An 18,361-nucleotide genomic window follows, 5' to 3' on the forward strand; every position below is an offset into this window, starting at 1 on the left:
AAGTAGATGAAAGAAAATATAATTCCACATAGCTATCAAGTTTCCAAAAAAGATAGAGAAGAAAAAAATAAACACAAATCTTTTTTAATTTGGTTTACAGGACTTTCGGGCTCTGGAAAATCAACAATTGCAAATGTAGTAGAACAAGAACTCTATAAATTAGGTGTAAAAACGTATAGTTTAGATGGAGATAACATAAGAAAAGGTATTAATAAAGACCTAAGCTTTGCTCCAGAAGATAGAACCGAAAATATAAGAAGAATAGCAGAAATAGCAAACTTAATGGTAGATGCAGGATTAGTAGTTCTTGCAGCATTTGTTTCCCCTTATAGAAAAGATAGAGAGAACATTAAAGCGATTGTTAAAGACGTTAATTTCTTAGAAGTTTTTATTAATACAAGTTTAGAAGAATGTGAACGTAGAGATGTGAAAGGTCTTTACAAGAAATCAAGAGCTGGAGAAATAAAAAATATGACAGGAATTTCGTCACCATATGAAGCACCTCAAAACCCAGATATTGAAATTAAAACCGAAGAATGTACGGTTGAAGAGGCTGTAAATACCATTTTAAATTATATAAAACCTAAGTTAAAATAAAAAGAGCGCTTAACCCTTCGACGCTTTTTAACAAAGGAGTTTTTTTGTGTAACTTTCATAATAAATAATTTTGAGTAAAAAATCCAATCCAATATTAAAAAATTTAAAAATTATACTTCCAATAGTTTTGGCTGTTTTTTTTGGTTGGTTAACTTTTTCAAGATTACCAATTTCTGAAATTGTTCCCTATTTTAAAAAGGCTAATTATTGGTGGATTGTATTAGGAGTTTTTTTTGGCGTTTTAAGTCATTTATCTAGAGCCTATAGATGGAACTACATGCTAAAACCAATGGGGTATTCAATTAAAACCCAAAACAGTATAATGTCTATTTTTATTGCTTATTTAGCAAATTTTGGAATTCCAAGATCTGGCGAAGTGCTTCGAGCAGCAGTTGCTACAAATTATGAAGGCGTTCCTTTCGAAAAAAGTTTTGGAACTATTGTAACCGAAAGAGTTTTCGATGTAATAATGGTGCTTTTAATTTGTGTGGTTACTTTGTTTTTTCAATTCGATTTTATCTATAATATTTTAATAGAAAAACTGCATCCACAAAAAATAATAATCCTTGTACTAGTAATGTCTTTGGCACTTGCTTTACTTATTTTTTATATAAAAAAATCAAAAGGAAAAACAGCAAATAAAATCAAAGGTTTTGCTAATGGACTTTTAGAAGGAATTACAAGTGTTCGTAATATGAAAAACAAAGGCGCTTTTATTTTTCACACTGTTTTTATTTGGGTAATGTATATTTTAATGTTTTATATCACATCCTTTTCTGTTCAAGAATTACATGGAGCTCCTTTTTCTTCACTAATAGTAGCGTTTATTGCAGCAAGTTTTACTGTAGCAACAACAAATGGAGGGGTGTTTTTTTACCCAGCAGCAGTGCTGTCTGCATTAACCTTATTTGGTTTAACAGAAGAGCCTAGCTATGCATTTGGATGGATTATTTGGACCTCTCAAACGTTTATGATTATCGTTTTTGGTATAATTTCTTTTGTATACTTACCAATTTTCAACAAAAAGCAGAAAAACCTCAAGTAGTTTTATGTGTTCAAGTTATAATCGAAACACAGATGTTTTAAGGACCATATTTTAAAGAGTTCGTTTTATATTATTCTTAGTTTTACAGCTTAAAAAAAATTGTTTATACATACAAAATATCGTTAAAGATGTTAACTTTGCCGAAAGTTTTACACCTATTTAAAAGGATACTAATAGGTAACTATTATTAAAATATTTGAAGAAGCAGTTCATGTTGCCATGAATTATCTTAAATCAAATTTAAAATTGGAGCAATGAGTAAATATTACTTAAATTATTTAGACGAATTAGAAAGTGAAGCAATTTTTGTATTGCGTGAAGTTTGGGCACAATTTGAAAATCCAGTGATATTGTTTTCTGGAGGAAAAGACTCTATTTTAGTAACACATTTAGCTAAAAAAGCATTTTATCCAGCTAAAATACCATTCCCATTAATGCATGTCGATACAGGACATAATTTCCCGGAGACTATTCAATTTAGAGATAATACCATTACAGAATTAGGTGTAGAATTAATTGTTGGTTCTGTACAAGAATCTATAGATGAAGGTAGAGTAGCAGAAGAAAAAGGTAAAAATGCAACACGTAACGCACTTCAAACAACAACGCTTTTAGATGCTATAGAATCTAATAAAATAGACTGTGCTATTGGTGGAGGAAGACGTGATGAAGAAAAAGCAAGAGCAAAAGAACGTTTCTTTTCACATCGAGACGATTTTGGGCAATGGGACCCAAAAAACCAAAGACCAGAATTATGGAATATCTTTAACGGTAAGCACTTTGAAGGCGAGCATTTTAGAGCATTTCCAATAAGTAACTGGACAGAAATGGATGTTTGGAATTACATTAAAAGAGAAAATATTGCGATACCATCTTTATACTTTGCACACGAACGAGAAGTTGTTTGGAGACAAGACACATGGATTCCTTACTCCGAATTTTTAGTTTTAGAAGAACACGAAGAAGTTGTAACTAAAAAAATACGTTTTAGAACCTTAGGCGATATTACGATCACCGGAGGAGACGAATCGGAAGCAGATACATTAGAGAAAATAGCTGCAGAAGTTGCAGGAATGCGAAATACAGAAAGAGGAAACCGAAGTGATGATAAACGATCTGAATCTGCAATGGAAGATAGAAAACGCCAAGGATATTTCTAAAAATCATTAATTAAAGAGAAAATCACTTTCAGTATTACTAAAATCAAAAATATATTTTGAAGGAAAGTTCCAAATCCATTTTTAGGTAGGTCTTTTCAAATTATAAAAAAGCAAAAAATGTTAGACAATAATCAACTATTACGTTTTACTACAGCAGGAAGTGTAGATGATGGGAAAAGCACTTTAATTGGTCGTTTATTATATGATTCTAAATCAATATTTGAAGACCAACTTGAAGCAATAACAAAAACAAGTAATAAAAAAGGGCATGAAGGTGTAGATTTAGCTCTATTTACAGATGGCTTACGTGATGAACGCGAGCAAGGAATTACGATAGATGTTGCCTACAGATATTTTACAACACCAAAACGTAAATTTATTATTGCAGATACTCCAGGACATATACAATATACTCGTAATATGGTAACAGGAGCATCTACAGCAAATGTAGCAACAATATTAATTGATGCAAGAAAAGGAGTAGTAGAACAAACAAAAAGACATGCCTTTATAGCTTCCTTACTTCAAATACCTCATATTATTGTTTGTATCAATAAAATGGATTTAGTAGATTATTCTGAAGAAGTTTACAATAAAATCATTAGACAATTTGAAGACATCGCTTCCAAAATGTTAGTAACAGATGTGCGCTTTATACCCATGAGTGCGTTAAATGGAGATAATGTAGTAAATAAACTAGATAATATGCCTTGGTATCAAGGTGCTCCAATGCTACATACGCTAGAAACGATGCATATTAGTAGCGATATTAATAAAGTAGACGCACGTTTTCCTGTACAAACTGTTTTAAGACCTCAAAATGATTCTCATAGAGATTATAGAGGATATGCTGGTAGGGTTGCAAGTGGTGTATTTAGAGTTGGAGATGCTATTACTGTTATGCCTTCTGGCTTTAATTCTATTATAAAATCTATAGATGCTTTAGATAAAAATCTTACAGAAGCATATGCTCCTATGTCTGTATCCATAACTCTAGAAGACGATATCGATATTAGTCGTGGAGACATGATTGTGCGTTCCAATAATAAACCAACGGCAACACAAGACATAGAAGTAATGTTATGTTGGTTAAATAATAAACCTGCCAAACCAAGAGCTAAATACGCTATTCAACATACCTCTAATTTGCAACAGGCAATGATTAAAGATGTAATTTATAAAATTGATATTAATACTTTAGGTAGAAATACAGAGGATAAAGATTTAAATATGAATGATATAGCAAAACTTAAAATACGAACTACAAAACCTTTAATGGTAGATGCTTACAGAGAAAATAGAAGCACAGGAAGTATTGTTTTAATAGACACTACCACCAACGAAACTGTTGCAGCAGGAATGATTGTTTAAGCTGGAGGGTTTTGTAAAAGACGTTAAAAGGGGTATTTTACCGGTTGACTTGTTTTTTTGTATTTTGTAGCTTGGTAACACATCGTACGAAACTAAATATTGCTAAACATTTTATTTATAGTACTTTTGTAACCTTAAATGAATTTTAAAGTTTCATTAAATAAGTAAAAAGATTAATAAATGAAAAAAAATCTTATCGTTTTTGGTACACGTCCAGAAGCAATTAAAATGGCCCCATTAGTAAAAGCTTTTGAAAGCGAAAACGAGCATTTTGTAACCAAAGTTTGTATTACTGCACAACACAGAGAAATGCTAGATCAGGTTCTAGATTTTTTCGAAATTAAACCAGATTACGATTTGGATTTAATGAAACCAAATCAAAACCTATATTCCTTAACTGCAGATATAATTACCGAGTTAAAACCAATCTTAGAAGAGTTTAAACCAGACTATGTGTATGTACATGGAGATACAACAACTACCATGGCTACTAGTATTGCGGCTTTTTATTCTGGAGCACAAGTTTGTCATGTAGAAGCGGGATTAAGAACATTTAATAAAAGATCTCCTTTTCCGGAAGAAATTAATAGAAGTATTGCTGGAAGAATTTCCGATTTTCATTTTGCACCAACCCAAACTTCTAGGCAAAACTTACTAAACGAAAATATAGCAGATAAAAGCGTAATAGTTACTGGTAATACCGTAATTGATGCTTTAGAGTTTAGCAATAATAAAGTGAACTCAGCTAATTTTTCTGACCCTGAAATTGAAACCCTAAAACCAGTACTAGATAACTCTAAAAAGTTAATCTTAGTTACAGGACATAGAAGAGAAAACCACGGGCAAGGGTTTATTAATATTTGCAACGCTTTAAAGCAAATAGCTTTAGAAAACCCAGACACTCAAATAATCTATCCTGTACATTTAAATCCTAATGTGCAAAAACCAGTTTACGAATTATTAGGAGGTATAGATAACATAATGCTTATTAAACCTTTATCTTATCCAGCTTTTGTGTGGCTAATGAATAAGTCTTATTTAATTATCACAGATAGTGGTGGCGTACAAGAAGAAGCACCAAGTTTAGGGAAACCTGTTTTGGTAATGCGAGATACTACCGAAAGACCAGAAGCTGTAGATGCAGGTACGGTACTTTTAGTAGGTACAGATACCAACAAAATAATTCAAGAGGCTAATAATCTTTTAAATAATGTTGATAATTACAAAGCGATGAGCTTACTACATAACCCTTATGGAGATGGTACAGCTTGTAAAAAAATAGTAAACCATATTAAATTGTTACAAAAATAAGACGCTATTGTTTTTGTTTTTAGTTGAGAAGAGCATCAATTAGATATTAATTCCTCTAAAAACTTGAATTCTAGCCAAGAAATAATAATAGAAAATGAACAATCCAGAAGTAGTAATGATAGGCCTAGGTTATATAGGTCTGCCTACAGCAGCATTAATTGCACAAAATAAAACCCATGTTCATGGTGTAGATATTAACCCAAAAGTTGTAGAGACTATTAATGCAGGGAAAATACACATTGTAGAACCAGAATTGGATATAGCAGTAGCTACAGCAGTAAAAGAAGGTTATTTAAAGGCAGCAACAACTCCAGTTGAAGCTAACACCTACTTAATTGTTGTACCTACTCCTTTTAAGGCAAAAAATGAACCAGATATTTCTTTTGTAGAAGCAGCAACAAGAGCCATACTTCCTCTTTTAAAGCAAGACGATTTATATATTATAGAATCGACTTCTCCTATTGGGACAACTGAAAAGATGATGGATCTTATTTATAGTGAAAGACCAGAATTAACTAATAAAATTAATATTGCGTATTGCCCAGAACGTGTATTGCCAGGAAACGTAATGTACGAATTAGTACATAATGATCGTGTAATTGGTGGTGTAAACGAAAAGGCAACTCAAAAAGCATTAGCCTTTTATCGTCAATTTATTAAAGGGGATTTACACGAAACAAATGCTAGAACTGCAGAAATGTGTAAATTGGTAGAGAACTCATCTAGAGATGTACAAATTGCATTTGCCAATGAGTTATCTTTAATATGTGATAAGGCAGACATTAATGTTTGGGAGCTTATTAAATTGGCAAACAAACACCCAAGAGTAAATATTTTACAACCTGGTTGTGGTGTTGGTGGTCATTGCATTGCAGTAGATCCATATTTTATAGTTGCAGATTATCCAGCTGAATCCCAAATAATAGGTAAAGCCAGAGAAATAAATAATTATAAATCTTTTTGGTGTGCAGAAAAAGTACAAACTGCCAAGTTACAATTCGAATTAAAACACGGTAGAAAACCTAGTATTGCCTTAATGGGCTTAGCTTTTAAACCAAATATTGATGATTTAAGAGAATCTCCTGCAAAATATATAGCTCAAAAAGTATTACAAAATGCGAATAACGAAGCATATTTTATTGTAGAGCCAAATATAGAGTCGCATAAAGTCTTTAAATTAACCAATTACCAAACAGCTGCACAAGAAGCCGATATTATTGTATTTTTGGTAGCACATAAAGAATTTTCAACATTACAATTATCTAACGATAAAGTCGTTTTAGATTTTTGTGGAGTATTAAATAAGTAAAATATAAAATAGAATTATGAAAAAAGTATTATTAACAATAGTATTAGTAAGTGCATTAGTTTCTTGTAAAAGCGAAAAGAAAGAAGTTGAAAATGTAATTCCCGAAGTTGAGGTTGTACAACCAGAAGTAGAAGAACCAGAAATGCCTAAATTACCAGCAAACGTAGTCCAATTAAACGATACTGTTTACGAAGGTGATGGTCTTAATCTAGTAAAAGCGCAAATACAGAATACAGAAGGAAATAAGTTTCTTATTAAAGTGTTTTTAGGTTCTGAAAATATAGATTTATATAAAAACGGAGATTATTCTCTGTTTATTCAAAATTTTGCTTACGAAGGTGATGTAGAAAAATTAGACAAAAGATTTCAAAAAGCAGGAGTAGCATCTTATTGGGTTAATTTAAAGTCTATTAAAGACTATGATGAAGAACACGTATTATTTAAAGCTTTTGATAGCGAATTATTAGGCTTCAAAAAAACAGTAATTGGAGTAATGAATGTGAAAACAAAAACAGACGTTTTTAGAGTACAGTATGACGATACTATTTTAGTAAACTAATAACACTTATCCATATAGTCTAAATTAAAGACATTAAACTAGATGAACAAACTCAATTTAATAGGAAGAGAAAAAGAACTTTTTATTGCAGACATTAACAATCATGAAGAAGAGTTAAGTAGCATTGTTGCTGCGTCCACTTTTTTAGTTATTGGAGGTGCAGGATCTATTGGTCAAGCCGTAGTAAAAGAGATTTTTAAAAGAAACCCATTAAAACTTCATGTTGTAGATATTAGTGAAAATAACCTAGTGGAAGTGGTAAGAGATTTAAGAAGCTCGCATGGCTATATCGATGGCGATTTTCAAACCTTTGCACTAGATATTGGCTCTATCGAGTATGATGCCTTTATTGAAGCAGATGGTAAATACGATTATGTATTAAACCTTTCCGCTTTAAAACATGTAAGAAGCGAAAAAGATCCATTTACTTTAATGCGAATGATTGATGTAAATGTTTTTAATACCGAAAAAACACTAGAGCAATCTATACAAAAAGGTGTTAAAAAATACTTTTGTGTATCTACAGATAAAGCAGCAAATCCTGTGAACATGATGGGAGCTTCGAAACGTATTATGGAAATGTTTTTAATGCGTAAAAGTAAAGATATTAAAATATCGACAGCACGTTTTGCAAACGTTGCTTTTTCAGACGGTTCCTTATTACATGGTTTCGATCAACGTATAAAAAAAGGGCAACCTATTGTCGCACCAAACGATATTAAACGCTACTTTGTAATCCCTAAAGAATCCGGAGAACTATGTTTAATGTCCTGCATATTTGGTGAAAATAGAGATATTTTCTTTCCAAAGTTAAGCGAAAACTTACACCTAATTTCATTTGCAGATATAGCGGTTAAATATTTAAAAGAATTAAATTTAGAACCGTATTTATGTAAAACCGAAGACGAAGCAAGAAGTCTAATAAATACACTTCCACAAGAAGGAAAATGGCCTTGTCTATTTACTCCAAGCGATACCACTGGAGAAAAAGATTTTGAAGAATTTTTTACCGAAGGAGAAACACTAGACATGAATCGCTTTGAAAACTTAGGAATAATTAAAAATGAAGCAAATTATAATAATGATTTGCTGGAAATGTTTACAAGTACTATTCAAAAATTAAAAAAGGATAAACGCTGGAATAAAGAAGAAATAGTAGCGCTGTTTTTTAAAATGATTCCTAATTTCGGACATAAAGAAACCGGTAAATATTTAGACAGTAAGATGTAATACCTATGTATAAAGACACTATTAATTTTATTAAGGAACTGTATAATACAGATCAATTTATACCACTTCATGAACCTCGATTTGTGGGTAACGAGAAAAAGTATTTAAATGAATGTATCGATTCTACTTTTGTATCTAGCGTAGGTAAATTTGTAGATCAGTTTGAAGCAGATGTAGCAAAATATACAGGAGCAAAATACGCAATTGCAACTGTAAATGGTACCGCTGCATTACATATCGCCTTATTAATGGCAGGTGTAGAACAAAACGATGAGGTTATTACACAACCCTTAACATTTATAGCAACTTGTAATGCTTTAAGTTATATTGGAGCTAAGCCAGTTTTTGTAGATGTGGATAGAAATACTTTAGGTTTATCTCCAGAAAAATTAGCACACTTTTTAGCTAATAATACCGAAATGATTCATGGCGAATGTATAAACAAAACTACCAAACGCAAAATTAAAGCAGTAGTTCCTATGCATACTTTTGGTTTGCCTATTAATATAAACGAATTAATTACGGTGTGTCAAAAATATAATATTGAAGTTGTAGAAGACGCAGCAGAATCTTTAGGTAGTTATTACAACGGCAAACACACAGGTACTTCAGGTTTATTAGGTACATTAAGTTTTAATGGAAACAAAACCATTACAACTGGTGGAGGTGGTATGATTCTTACCAATAATGAAGCTCTTGCAAAAAAAGCAAAACATATTACTACAACGGCTAAAATCCCTCATCGCTGGGATTTTGAACATGATATGATAGCATATAATTATAGACTCCCTAATCTTAATGCAGCTTTAGGTTGTGCGCAAATGGAGAGCCTTCCTAGTTATATAAAAAATAAAAGAGAGTTAGCTTCGGTATATCAAAACTTTTTTAAAGATAAAGCGCAGCAATTTGTTTTAGAACCAGATAATACAAAATCTAATTATTGGTTGAATGCCTTAATCTTTTCTGATCTAAAAGAAAGAAATAGTTTTTTAGAGGAAACCAATGATAATGGTGTTATGACAAGACCAATTTGGAAATTAATGAATAACTTGTCTATCTATGGTGCAGCTCAAACTGGAGACTTAGAAAATGCTACCTGGCTAGAAGATAGAGTAGTTAATATACCAAGTAGTGTTATTATTTAAATATTAGAATCGTGAAATACTTAGTTTTTTCAGATGTTCATGGCAACTTACCGGCATTAGAGAATGTCCTAAAAAACGAACCAGATATTGAGGGATATCTCAACATTGGAGATGTAGTTAATTATGGACCATGGAGTAATGAGTGTGTTGATCTTATAGCTACGTTTAAAAATTGTTATAATATTTTAGGAAACCATGAAGAATATTTTAATAATGGAGTTTGTAATGTAGAGCACCCATTAGTGCAAATGTTTTTTAATAAAACATATCCAGATTTTACTAAAAAAGAAGCGACTTCTAAATATAAAAATAGCCTGTTGTTTAATGAATTTGAATTGATTCATACTTTAGGAGAAAAACGATATATATTTAGAGATACAGAAGTAAATCTAGAAAACAATATAATATTAGGCCATTCCCATCAACAATATATTAGATATATAAATAATAAACTTCTAATAAATCCGGGAAGTATTGGGCAAAACAGAGCATTTATAAATGTATCCAATTACGTGGTTTGGGATATAGAAACAAATGAGTTTCAAATGAAATCCACAACCTATAATTTAAAACATCTTATTTCAGAAATGAAATCAAAAAAATACCCACAAGCGTGTGTAGATTATTATCAAAACAAAAATATATATTAAATGATTTTTAATGTAGGAGTAACAGGAACCGGTAGTTTAATTGGTCAAGGAATAATAAAGAGTATTCAAAATAGTGAGTATTCAAAAAATTATAGATTAGTAGGATTTGATTATTTTAAAGATACAGTAGGATCTTTTTGGTGTGAAAACAACTATGTATTACCAGATATACTTAAAAAAGAAGTTACAGAACAGGATTGGCTAGACCTATTAGTAAAACTAATAATAAAAGAAAAATTAGATATTTTATTTATTGGAGTAGATTTTGAATTACCAATCTTAGCTACTGAAAGAGAAGCAATAAAAAAATTAACGGGTTGCCATGTTATTGTTAGCGATAAAAGGGTTATTGACATAGGAAATGATAAGTATTTAACTTATAAATTCCTGAAAGAGAATAATTTAAATTACCCCGAAACTCACTTGGTCGATGGTCTAGATTTTAGTAGTTTAAAATATCCATTAATTATTAAACCAAGAGTTGGAGCGAGAAGTATTGGTGTTTATAAAGTGGAATCTGAAGCCGATTTAAGAGATAAAATAAAAAAAGTGGATAATCCAGTTATTCAAGAATTGGTAGGTAATGATGATACAGAATATACCTGTGGCGTTATTTTTTTCGGGGATGAACTAAAAGCACAAATACCGCTAAGAAGAACTTTAAAAGCTGGAAATACAGCAGTTTCAGAATACAGCAGTTCTTTTTCAGAAAAAATAAATGAATATGTAGCGCAAATAGCTGTTAAGTTAAAACCATTTGGATCTTGTAATCTTCAACTAAGAGTAGATAATAACGGTATCCCAAAACTATTTGAAATTAACCCAAGGCATTCAGGAACAACATATATGCGTTCTTTATTTGGTCATAACGAAGTTATTTATACTTTAAAATACCTTCTTGAAAAGGAAGAAACAAGCTTTACGTTAAAAGAAGGTAAAGCCCTAAGATACTACGAAGAAAAATTGGTATAAAATGAAAATTTTAATAACTGGGGTTAGTGGTTTTGTTGGGAAAAATGTTTTTAAACATTTATCAGCTACTCATGAAGTTTATGGCGTTTCTAGAACCGATTTAGGATATAAAAACTGCCAAACATTAGACTTCTTGAACACCTTAGATGTTCAACAATATTTTAAAGAAAATCAGTTTGATGTAATTGTTAATTTGGTTAGTAGAATGGCTTCTGTAGAAACAGCAAAAGATATTACGCTATTCACAGATAACTTAAAAATACAAACCAATATTATAAAGGCATTAGAAAACTATAATAAATGCACCTTTATAAACTTTTCTAGTTCTGCAGTGTATCCTAATATTGATGGGGAGTTTCTAGAAGGAAGTACCATAGACCCTTCTTTTAATTCAGATTGTTTGTATGGCTTAGCAAAGTTTAATAGCGAAATTCTATTTAAATTTTTATTTAATGAAAACATTAAATTAGTTAATTTAAGGGTTGGTTATGTGCATGGAGAAGGCATGAATAACACTAGAATACATAAAGTTTTTGAAAAAGAATTAGAAGAATCTAATACCATATCTGTTTATGGAAATGGAGAAAGAATAATTCCGCAAATTAGTATAACTAGTTTGGTTAACACTGTTAGCTCCTTTATTGAAAGCCCTATTGAAGGTGTTTATAACGTAGCCGACGAGAATATTTCGGTATACGATATAGCAAAAAATATTATAAAAATAAAAGGAAATAGTTCTAGCGAAATTATACGAGTAGATAAAGGTAATACGACTAAGTTTCAATTAAATTTGGATAAAATTAATAGTATCTAAAATGTTTAAACACCTTAAATTTATATTAACATATCCCAAAATAGGACCCGATATGTATTTTACACATTGGTTACTGTTTTTTAAACCATTTAGGGCGTTTTTTCAAAAATATAAAATCAAACATATAGCAGCAACTGCAGATGTTAGACCGTATTGTACTATATTAGGAACAGATAATGTAATCATTGGAGAAAGAGTTATTATACCTCCTTATACTTTATTATCTAGCTTACCAGGAAACAAAGAGTCTATAATCACCATTGAAGACGATGTATTATTTGGACCCAATGTTTCTGTGTATAGTAGCACACATAAATTTGATGATTTTAGTAAGCCAATAAAAGATCAAGGATATACTTGTAGTCCTGTATTATTAAAAAAAGGATGTTGGTTAGGTATCAATACAGTAATTTTACCAGGTGTAACTATAGGTAAGAATGCCGTTGTAGGAGCAAATTCGGTAGTAACCAAAGACATTCCAGACTTTGCAATTGCGGTAGGAGCTCCTGCTAAAGTTATTAAGTTTACAAATGAGAAAAATAAATTATGAAAAAAACAATTATTATAGCCGAAGCTGGTGTAAATCATAACGGAAATTTTGAATTAGCTAAAAAACTAATTGATGCAGCAGCAGATGCAGGAGCAGATTATGTGAAATTTCAAACCTTTAAAGCAGAGAAAGTTATAAGTGTAAACGCAAAAAAGGCGGATTACCAAATTGAAAATACTGGAGACCAACAAGAATCACAATTAGAAATGGTGAAAAAATTGGAGTTATCACCAGCTATGCATGATGATTTAGTTGCTCATTGTGAGCAATACAATGTGAAATTCTTATCTACAGCATTCGATTTAGATAGTATTGACTTATTATCGAAATATAAGTTAGATATATTTAAAATCCCATCGGGAGAAATTACCAACTTACCTTATTTAGAAAAAATAGCAAAACTAAAATTCCCTTCCTATATTATGTCTACAGGTATGGCAAATATGGAAGAAGTAAATGACGCTGTACAAGTGCTTTTGAATCATGGAATACAAAAAGAAAAAATAACCATATTACACTGCAATACAGAGTATCCAACACCAATGATAGATGTTAACCTAAAAGCAATGAACGCTATCAAAGAACGATTTGGAGTGTCTGTAGGTTATTCCGATCACACATTAGGAATCGAAATACCAATAGCAGCAGTAGCATTAGGTGCGCAGGTTATAGAGAAACATTTTACTTTAGATCGTGAGATGAAAGGGCCAGATCATAGAGCGTCTTTAGAACCTCAAGAATTAAAACAAATGGTAACATCCATACGCAATATTGAAGTTGCCTTAGGAGACGGAGTTAAACAACCTTCCGATTCAGAAAAGAAAAATATTGTTATAGCTAGAAAAAGTATTATTGCTTTACAAGAAATAAAAGAAGGAGAGATTTTTACAGAACAAAACCTTACCGTAAAAAGACCAGGCTCTGGTATATCTCCAATGAAATGGTATGATGTTATAGGTACTAAAGCCTCTAAAAATTATCAACCAGACGATATAATTTAATACATGAGAAAAATAGCAATAGTTACTGGCACTAGAGCAGAATATGGTTTGTTAAAACCATTAATTAGCAAAGTTAACCAAGACAAAAACTTAGAACTACAATTACTAGTTACAGGAATGCATTTGTCACCTGAGTTTGGTATGACCATTAATGAAATTGAAGATGATGGTTTTCCTGTTATTAAAAAAGCAGAAGTACTTTTATCTTCAGATACTGGTGTAGGAGTTATAAAATCGATGGGTTTAACCATGATTTCTTTTTCAGAAGCTCTAACAGAGTTAAAACCAGATATTGTTATTGTATTAGGAGACAGAACTGAAATATTTTCTGTTGTAATTTCTGCATATACTCTAGGGATACCTGTGTTTCATATTTCTGGAGGAGAAACCACAGAAGGTGCTTATGATGAGGGTATTCGTCATGCCATTACCAAAATGAGTTATTTACACTTTACCTCTACCGCTTTATACCAAAAACGAGTAATACAACTTGGAGAATCTCCAGATCGTGTTTTTAATGTTGGAGCTATAGGAATTGATAGTATTAAAAGTTTAAAATTATTAAATAAACAAGAGTTCGAAAAATCTATTGATTTTAAACTATACAAAAAGAGCGTTTTAATTACTTTTCATCCAGTAACTTTAGAAAACGTAACAGCTAAATCTCAATTTAGTGAGCTTTTAAAAGCGTTAGACACTTTAGAAGACACCAGTTTAATTTTTACTAAGCCTAATTCAGATAAGGATGGAAGAATAATTATAAACATGATTGATGATTATGTGAGTAAAAACAATGAAAAAGCGATAGCTTTTATATCTTTAGGGCAATTAAGATATCTGTCTGCAATTAAACATGTAGATGTTGTTGTAGGTAATTCATCAAGCGGTATTACAGAAGTTCCCGTCTTTAAAAAACCAACAATAAATATTGGAGACAGGCAAAAAGGACGTTTAATGCCAGAAAGTGTAATTAATTGTATGCCAAATCAATTAGATATTGAAAAAGCGATGGAGCAATCGTTAAGTTCTAATTTTATGGAACAAATTCAAAATCAAGAAAATCCTTATGGTAATGGAGATACCGCAGAACAAATTATGGAGATTCTTAAAAAAACGAATATAAAGAGTATTAAAAAATCGTTTTACGATTTATAATAAAGTAGATATACAAAATATTTTTATGAGACAGTTTATACACCATTTATTACCGGCTAAAAGTACCATAAAAGAAGCTTTAGTTAAATTAAATGAACTAGGCTTTGATGCTATTTTATTTGTTGTTGATAAAGACAACAAATTAATAGGTTCGTTAACCGATGGAGACATACGTAGAGGTTTAATTACCGGTATTACTATAGAACATAATGTTTTAGATGTTATACAAGATAATCCGCGATTTGTTCGTAAAGGAGAATCTAATCTTAAAAAAATAATTGAATATAGAGAAGGTAATTTTAAAATTATTCCAGTTCTAGATAAAGACAATATAATTGTTAACGTTATTAACTTCCGCTTCTTTAAATCATATTTACCAATAGACGCTGTAGTAATGGCTGGTGGTCGCGGACAAAGATTACGTCCACTAACAGATAATACACCAAAACCATTACTTAAAATTGGAGACAAACCTATTATTGAACATAATATTGATAGACTAGTATCTTATGGTGTTGATGATTTTTGGTTGTCTGTTCGCTATTTAGGAGAGCAATTAGAAGATTATTTTAAAGACGGTTCCCAAAAAAATATTAAAACAGATTACATCTGGGAAACAGAACCACTTGGTACTATTGGTGCTATTTCTAAGGTTGATAATTTTCAGCATGATTATATTTTAGTAACCAATTCTGATATATTAACGAATCTAGATTACGAAGATTTTTTCTTAAGTTTTCTTGAATCTGGAGCAGATTTATCTGTAGTTACCATTCCTTACGACGTGAAAATTCCATACGCTGTTTTAGAAACCAATAACAATGAAGTGTTAAGTTTTAAAGAAAAACCTACATACACGTATTATTCTAACGGCGGAATTTATCTAATGAAAAAAGAAGTGCTAGATTTAATACCTAAGAATGCCTTTTTTAATGCAACCGATTTAATGGAAGCTTTAATCGATAAAAACTTTAAAGTACATTCTTATCCATTAAGAGGGTATTGGTTAGATATAGGAAAACACGAGGATTTTAAACAAGCTCAAGAAGATATTCAACACATAAAATTTTAATATGCTACCAGTTAATAAACCCTATTTAATAGGAGAAACAGCTCTTCACCATCAAGGAGATAAAGATTTTTTATACAAACTAATTGATTTGGGAGCAGAGGCTCGAGTAGATGCTATTAAATTTCATGTGTTATTAAATATAGACGATTATTTTGTTAAAAACCATGAGGCCTATAGTATTGTAAAAGATTGGGGTTTAACAAAAGAGGAGTGGACTAAGGCTATTCATTATAATGAAAGCAAAGGCTTAGATGCTGTTGTTTTATGTAATGATCCGCAATCTGTAGATTTTGTTATAGAATATTCTGGAGATTCCATTAAAGCTATTGAGTTGCATGCTACTGGATTAAACGATTATTTGTTGCTTCAAAAAGCAGCAAAGTTTAACGGGACTGTAATATTAGGGGTTGGTGGATCTTCTCTTGATGAAATATCCTATGCTATCGATATATTAAATGAATTAGGGCAAAATGATATTTTTCTAATGTATGGGTTTCAAAATTATCCAACACGCTACGAAGATATTAACCTGAAGAAAATGATTAAGCTCAAAGATCTTTTTGATTTGCCAGTTGGCTATGCAGATCATACAGACCCTTTAAATGAATATAACGAAGTGATTTCTACCTTAGGTATAAGCATGGGTATAAACGTTTGCGAAAAACACTTTACACATGCTGTAGGTGAAAAGCGAATAGACGGCCAAGCAGCAATAAGTGTAGAGCAACTTAAAAAAGTTAGGTTACTTATGGATATTATTACTACTAGTGTTGGTACTGGTAGTTTGAAAATGTCGGATGGCGAATTAAGTTATGGTAATACAGGCCCAATGAAAAAGGCCATAGTTGCAGAAATAAACATTAAAAAAGGAGACATTATAACCTTAGATAAAATAGGCTTTAAACGTACAAATGAAAGCACTTACATGCTGCAATACTTTTTACCTAAACTAATAGGTTTAAAAGCAAATAAAGATATTAATATAGACGAATTTATAGATTTTTCTAACGTGTCTTACGAGTTTAAAAAAGCAGATAGCAGTCAATTTAATGCTAATAAATAAAATAATTATCTTAAGTTTTGTATTGTTGTTCTTTTCTTGCCAAGAAAAAGAGACACAATTAGGAGTTAAAGTTTCTAGTCATTTTAATAATGCAGATGCTACTATAATACAATGTTCCGATCAATATTATGATAATTCTGCTACCTATAACAAAAGTAGACAATACAGCGCTGTAGTTGCTGAGTTTGAATCTTTAAAGCATAATATTCCTATTCATGTTTTTGAAGAAAAAGTGGAACGAGGTCTTAAAGAGTTTCTAGAAATGGGAAGGGGTGGTGTGAGTGCATATTATCCATCATGTTCCGAAAACTATAGAGCCTCCCTACTAGATTCTATACTAGATAATTTAAAGCTTGTTAATAACAGAAGACCTACAACGTTAGCTTATGGCTGTGGGAAAAACTATTATTATGACAGTTTGCCAAATTATATCTTAGGGGCTAGAAATAGTTCTCTACTCCCAGTATACGCTTTAAAAGAAGGAGTTGGTATTTGTACATATTATGGTAAAGATGCAGGAAATCCATCGATATACCCTGTAGGCGACTTCTCTTTTTTACGAAACAGACCAAGCGCATCTAAAAGCTGGGCTAATGTTATTTCTGATGGGTTATCTGAAAAAGAATCGCTAAGCTTCATTAAAAAGGAAGTTAAAAAAACAATAACTAATAAAGGTTTTTATTTAGATTTTATGCATTGGCATATAAATGAAATTAAAGGGAAGAATGCACAACAATTTATTCCAAAATTATTTAAAACATTAAATGAAGCTATTGGTTCTAGTTATATTGCTAAGGTAGATTATAACGAAGCTTTGGAGTACCTTTACGGTAAACAAACCATAGATTCCGTCTCTCTATTTGAAAATAAAGATGCATACATAATGCGTGTTTATATTAATAGAAAGAAAAAAGAGATTGATTATAATGTAATTAGAACACCAATCTCTTTTGAGACAGAAATAAAGACTACAGAAAGTTCTTTAATGGAGTTTTGGGGTAACAATATTCAATCTGTAACAAAAGTTAAAGACAAAATAATATTTAATGCATTAATAGACTATACTAAAAAACTAAATAAATTTATCATTTATAAACAAGCAAACAAACAAACAATTTTTTTACCTTTAGAGTATGAAGTCTCTTTTAACGATAGTATTATACAATCTAACTATCCAATTAAGATCTCCTATTTTAAAAAGGAAAAGAGAAATGAAGACTATAAAGTAGAAATTGTGGATAGAAGTTTAAAGTTTAAAAAAGAACATGCTTTGCGTTTTGATAGAAATAATATAAAGTATAATTATTATGCTGGTGTTATCAATAAATTAGGCGAAAGTAAATTGATTAAAATTTAA

Annotated in this window: 18 protein-coding genes; all 18 read left to right on the top strand. The window is 30.9% G+C overall.

The annotated features are described in order from the left end of the window. The first annotated feature begins 6 nt into the window (after positions 1–6). The 18 genes from cysC to Q4512_RS03105 all read left to right on the top strand — a co-directional run bounded on the left by cysC (position 7) and on the right by Q4512_RS03105 (position 18,361). On the top strand, positions 7–597 hold the full coding sequence (gene cysC, locus Q4512_RS03020; protein ID WP_303421466.1) for an adenylyl-sulfate kinase: 591 nt from the start codon (positions 7–9) through the stop codon (positions 595–597). Positions 598–667: 70 nt separating this feature from the next. Next, positions 668–1,642, top strand: a complete 975-nt coding sequence (locus tag Q4512_RS03025; RefSeq protein ID WP_303421468.1) for a lysylphosphatidylglycerol synthase transmembrane domain-containing protein — start codon at positions 668–670, stop codon at positions 1,640–1,642. A 254-nt stretch (positions 1,643–1,896) separates the two neighbouring features. Then, positions 1,897–2,802: a sulfate adenylyltransferase subunit CysD gene (gene cysD, locus Q4512_RS03030; RefSeq protein WP_303421470.1), complete on the top strand. Its 906-nt coding sequence runs from the start codon at positions 1,897–1,899 to the stop codon at positions 2,800–2,802. 117 nt (positions 2,803–2,919) lie between these two features. Further along, positions 2,920–4,173, top strand: coding sequence for a sulfate adenylyltransferase subunit 1 (locus Q4512_RS03035; RefSeq protein ID WP_303421472.1), 1,254 nt, complete (start codon positions 2,920–2,922; stop codon positions 4,171–4,173). Between the two features lie 180 nt (positions 4,174–4,353). After that, positions 4,354–5,484, top strand: coding sequence for a non-hydrolyzing UDP-N-acetylglucosamine 2-epimerase (wecB, locus tag Q4512_RS03040; protein WP_303421474.1), 1,131 nt, complete (start codon positions 4,354–4,356; stop codon positions 5,482–5,484). 94 nt (positions 5,485–5,578) lie between these two features. Then, entirely contained in the window at positions 5,579–6,793 is a 1,215-nt protein-coding gene (gene wecC, locus Q4512_RS03045; RefSeq protein ID WP_303421476.1) for a UDP-N-acetyl-D-mannosamine dehydrogenase, read from the top strand. A gap of 16 nt (positions 6,794–6,809) precedes the next feature. Further along, complete coding sequence (locus Q4512_RS03050; RefSeq protein ID WP_303421478.1) at positions 6,810–7,352, top strand: hypothetical protein; 543 nt, start codon at positions 6,810–6,812, stop codon at positions 7,350–7,352. A gap of 42 nt (positions 7,353–7,394) precedes the next feature. Continuing rightward, on the top strand, positions 7,395–8,582 hold the full coding sequence (locus Q4512_RS03055; protein ID WP_303421480.1) for a UDP-N-acetylglucosamine 4,6-dehydratase: 1,188 nt from the start codon (positions 7,395–7,397) through the stop codon (positions 8,580–8,582). A 5-nt stretch (positions 8,583–8,587) separates the two neighbouring features. Then, on the top strand, positions 8,588–9,727 hold the full coding sequence (locus Q4512_RS03060) for a LegC family aminotransferase (protein ID WP_303421482.1): 1,140 nt from the start codon (positions 8,588–8,590) through the stop codon (positions 9,725–9,727). Positions 9,728–9,738: 11 nt separating this feature from the next. Beyond that, positions 9,739–10,377 carry a metallophosphoesterase gene (locus Q4512_RS03065; protein WP_303421484.1) on the top strand — a complete coding sequence of 213 codons (639 nt, stop codon included), beginning with the start codon at positions 9,739–9,741 and terminating at the stop codon, positions 10,375–10,377. Beyond that, on the top strand, positions 10,378–11,349 hold the full coding sequence (locus tag Q4512_RS03070) for an ATP-grasp domain-containing protein (protein WP_303421485.1): 972 nt from the start codon (positions 10,378–10,380) through the stop codon (positions 11,347–11,349). 1 nt (position 11,350) lies between these two features. Further along, entirely contained in the window at positions 11,351–12,163 is an 813-nt protein-coding gene (locus Q4512_RS03075) for an NAD(P)-dependent oxidoreductase (protein WP_303421487.1), read from the top strand. A 52-nt stretch (positions 12,164–12,215) separates the two neighbouring features. Further along, positions 12,216–12,713, top strand: a complete 498-nt coding sequence (locus tag Q4512_RS03080) for an acyltransferase (RefSeq protein WP_303421489.1) — start codon at positions 12,216–12,218, stop codon at positions 12,711–12,713. Beyond that, positions 12,710–13,714: an N-acetylneuraminate synthase gene (gene neuB / locus Q4512_RS03085; RefSeq protein ID WP_303421491.1), complete on the top strand. Its 1,005-nt coding sequence runs from the start codon at positions 12,710–12,712 to the stop codon at positions 13,712–13,714. Before Q4512_RS03080 ends, neuB begins: the two co-directional genes overlap by 4 nt. Positions 13,715–13,717: 3 nt before the next feature. Then, the gene (gene neuC, locus Q4512_RS03090; protein WP_303421493.1) at positions 13,718–14,869 is read left to right on the top strand and encodes a UDP-N-acetylglucosamine 2-epimerase; all 1,152 of its coding nucleotides are present in this window, start codon (positions 13,718–13,720) and stop codon (positions 14,867–14,869) included. Positions 14,870–14,894: 25 nt separating this feature from the next. Beyond that, a complete protein-coding gene (locus tag Q4512_RS03095) occupies positions 14,895–15,941 on the top strand; it encodes a nucleotidyltransferase family protein (RefSeq protein ID WP_303421495.1) in 1,047 nt (348 codons plus the stop codon). A 1-nt stretch (position 15,942) separates the two neighbouring features. Further along, entirely contained in the window at positions 15,943–17,004 is a 1,062-nt protein-coding gene (locus tag Q4512_RS03100; RefSeq protein ID WP_303421497.1) for an N-acetylneuraminate synthase family protein, read from the top strand. Continuing rightward, the gene (locus Q4512_RS03105; protein WP_303421499.1) at positions 16,991–18,361 is read left to right on the top strand and encodes a hypothetical protein; all 1,371 of its coding nucleotides are present in this window, start codon (positions 16,991–16,993) and stop codon (positions 18,359–18,361) included. Before Q4512_RS03100 ends, Q4512_RS03105 begins: the two co-directional genes overlap by 14 nt.

The sequence above is a fragment of the Oceanihabitans sp. 2_MG-2023 genome (assembly GCF_030547245.1).
In the GTDB taxonomy this organism is placed as follows: domain Bacteria; phylum Bacteroidota; class Bacteroidia; order Flavobacteriales; family Flavobacteriaceae; genus Oceanihabitans.

Bases quoted from the DNA above. Each gene is read 5' to 3' on its own strand.
- cysC (WP_303421466.1), top strand. From the start codon at position 7: ATGAAAGAAAATATAATTCCACATAGCTATCAAGTTTCCAAAAAAGAT.
- cysD (WP_303421470.1), top strand. From the start codon at position 1,897: ATGAGTAAATATTACTTAAATTATTTAGACGAATTAGAAAGTGAAGCA.
- Q4512_RS03035 (WP_303421472.1), top strand. From the start codon at position 2,920: ATGTTAGACAATAATCAACTATTACGTTTTACTACAGCAGGAAGTGTA.
- wecB (WP_303421474.1), top strand. From the start codon at position 4,354: ATGAAAAAAAATCTTATCGTTTTTGGTACACGTCCAGAAGCAATTAAA.
- wecC (WP_303421476.1), top strand. From the start codon at position 5,579: ATGAACAATCCAGAAGTAGTAATGATAGGCCTAGGTTATATAGGTCTG.
- Q4512_RS03050 (WP_303421478.1), top strand. From the start codon at position 6,810: ATGAAAAAAGTATTATTAACAATAGTATTAGTAAGTGCATTAGTTTCT.
- Q4512_RS03055 (WP_303421480.1), top strand. From the start codon at position 7,395: ATGAACAAACTCAATTTAATAGGAAGAGAAAAAGAACTTTTTATTGCA.
- Q4512_RS03060 (WP_303421482.1), top strand. From the start codon at position 8,588: ATGTATAAAGACACTATTAATTTTATTAAGGAACTGTATAATACAGAT.
- Q4512_RS03070 (WP_303421485.1), top strand. From the start codon at position 10,378: ATGATTTTTAATGTAGGAGTAACAGGAACCGGTAGTTTAATTGGTCAA.
- Q4512_RS03075 (WP_303421487.1), top strand. From the start codon at position 11,351: ATGAAAATTTTAATAACTGGGGTTAGTGGTTTTGTTGGGAAAAATGTT.
- Q4512_RS03080 (WP_303421489.1), top strand. From the start codon at position 12,216: ATGTATTTTACACATTGGTTACTGTTTTTTAAACCATTTAGGGCGTTT.
- neuB (WP_303421491.1), top strand. From the start codon at position 12,710: ATGAAAAAAACAATTATTATAGCCGAAGCTGGTGTAAATCATAACGGA.
- neuC (WP_303421493.1), top strand. From the start codon at position 13,718: ATGAGAAAAATAGCAATAGTTACTGGCACTAGAGCAGAATATGGTTTG.
- Q4512_RS03095 (WP_303421495.1), top strand. From the start codon at position 14,895: ATGAGACAGTTTATACACCATTTATTACCGGCTAAAAGTACCATAAAA.
- Q4512_RS03100 (WP_303421497.1), top strand. From the start codon at position 15,943: ATGCTACCAGTTAATAAACCCTATTTAATAGGAGAAACAGCTCTTCAC.
- Q4512_RS03105 (WP_303421499.1), top strand. From the start codon at position 16,991: ATGCTAATAAATAAAATAATTATCTTAAGTTTTGTATTGTTGTTCTTT.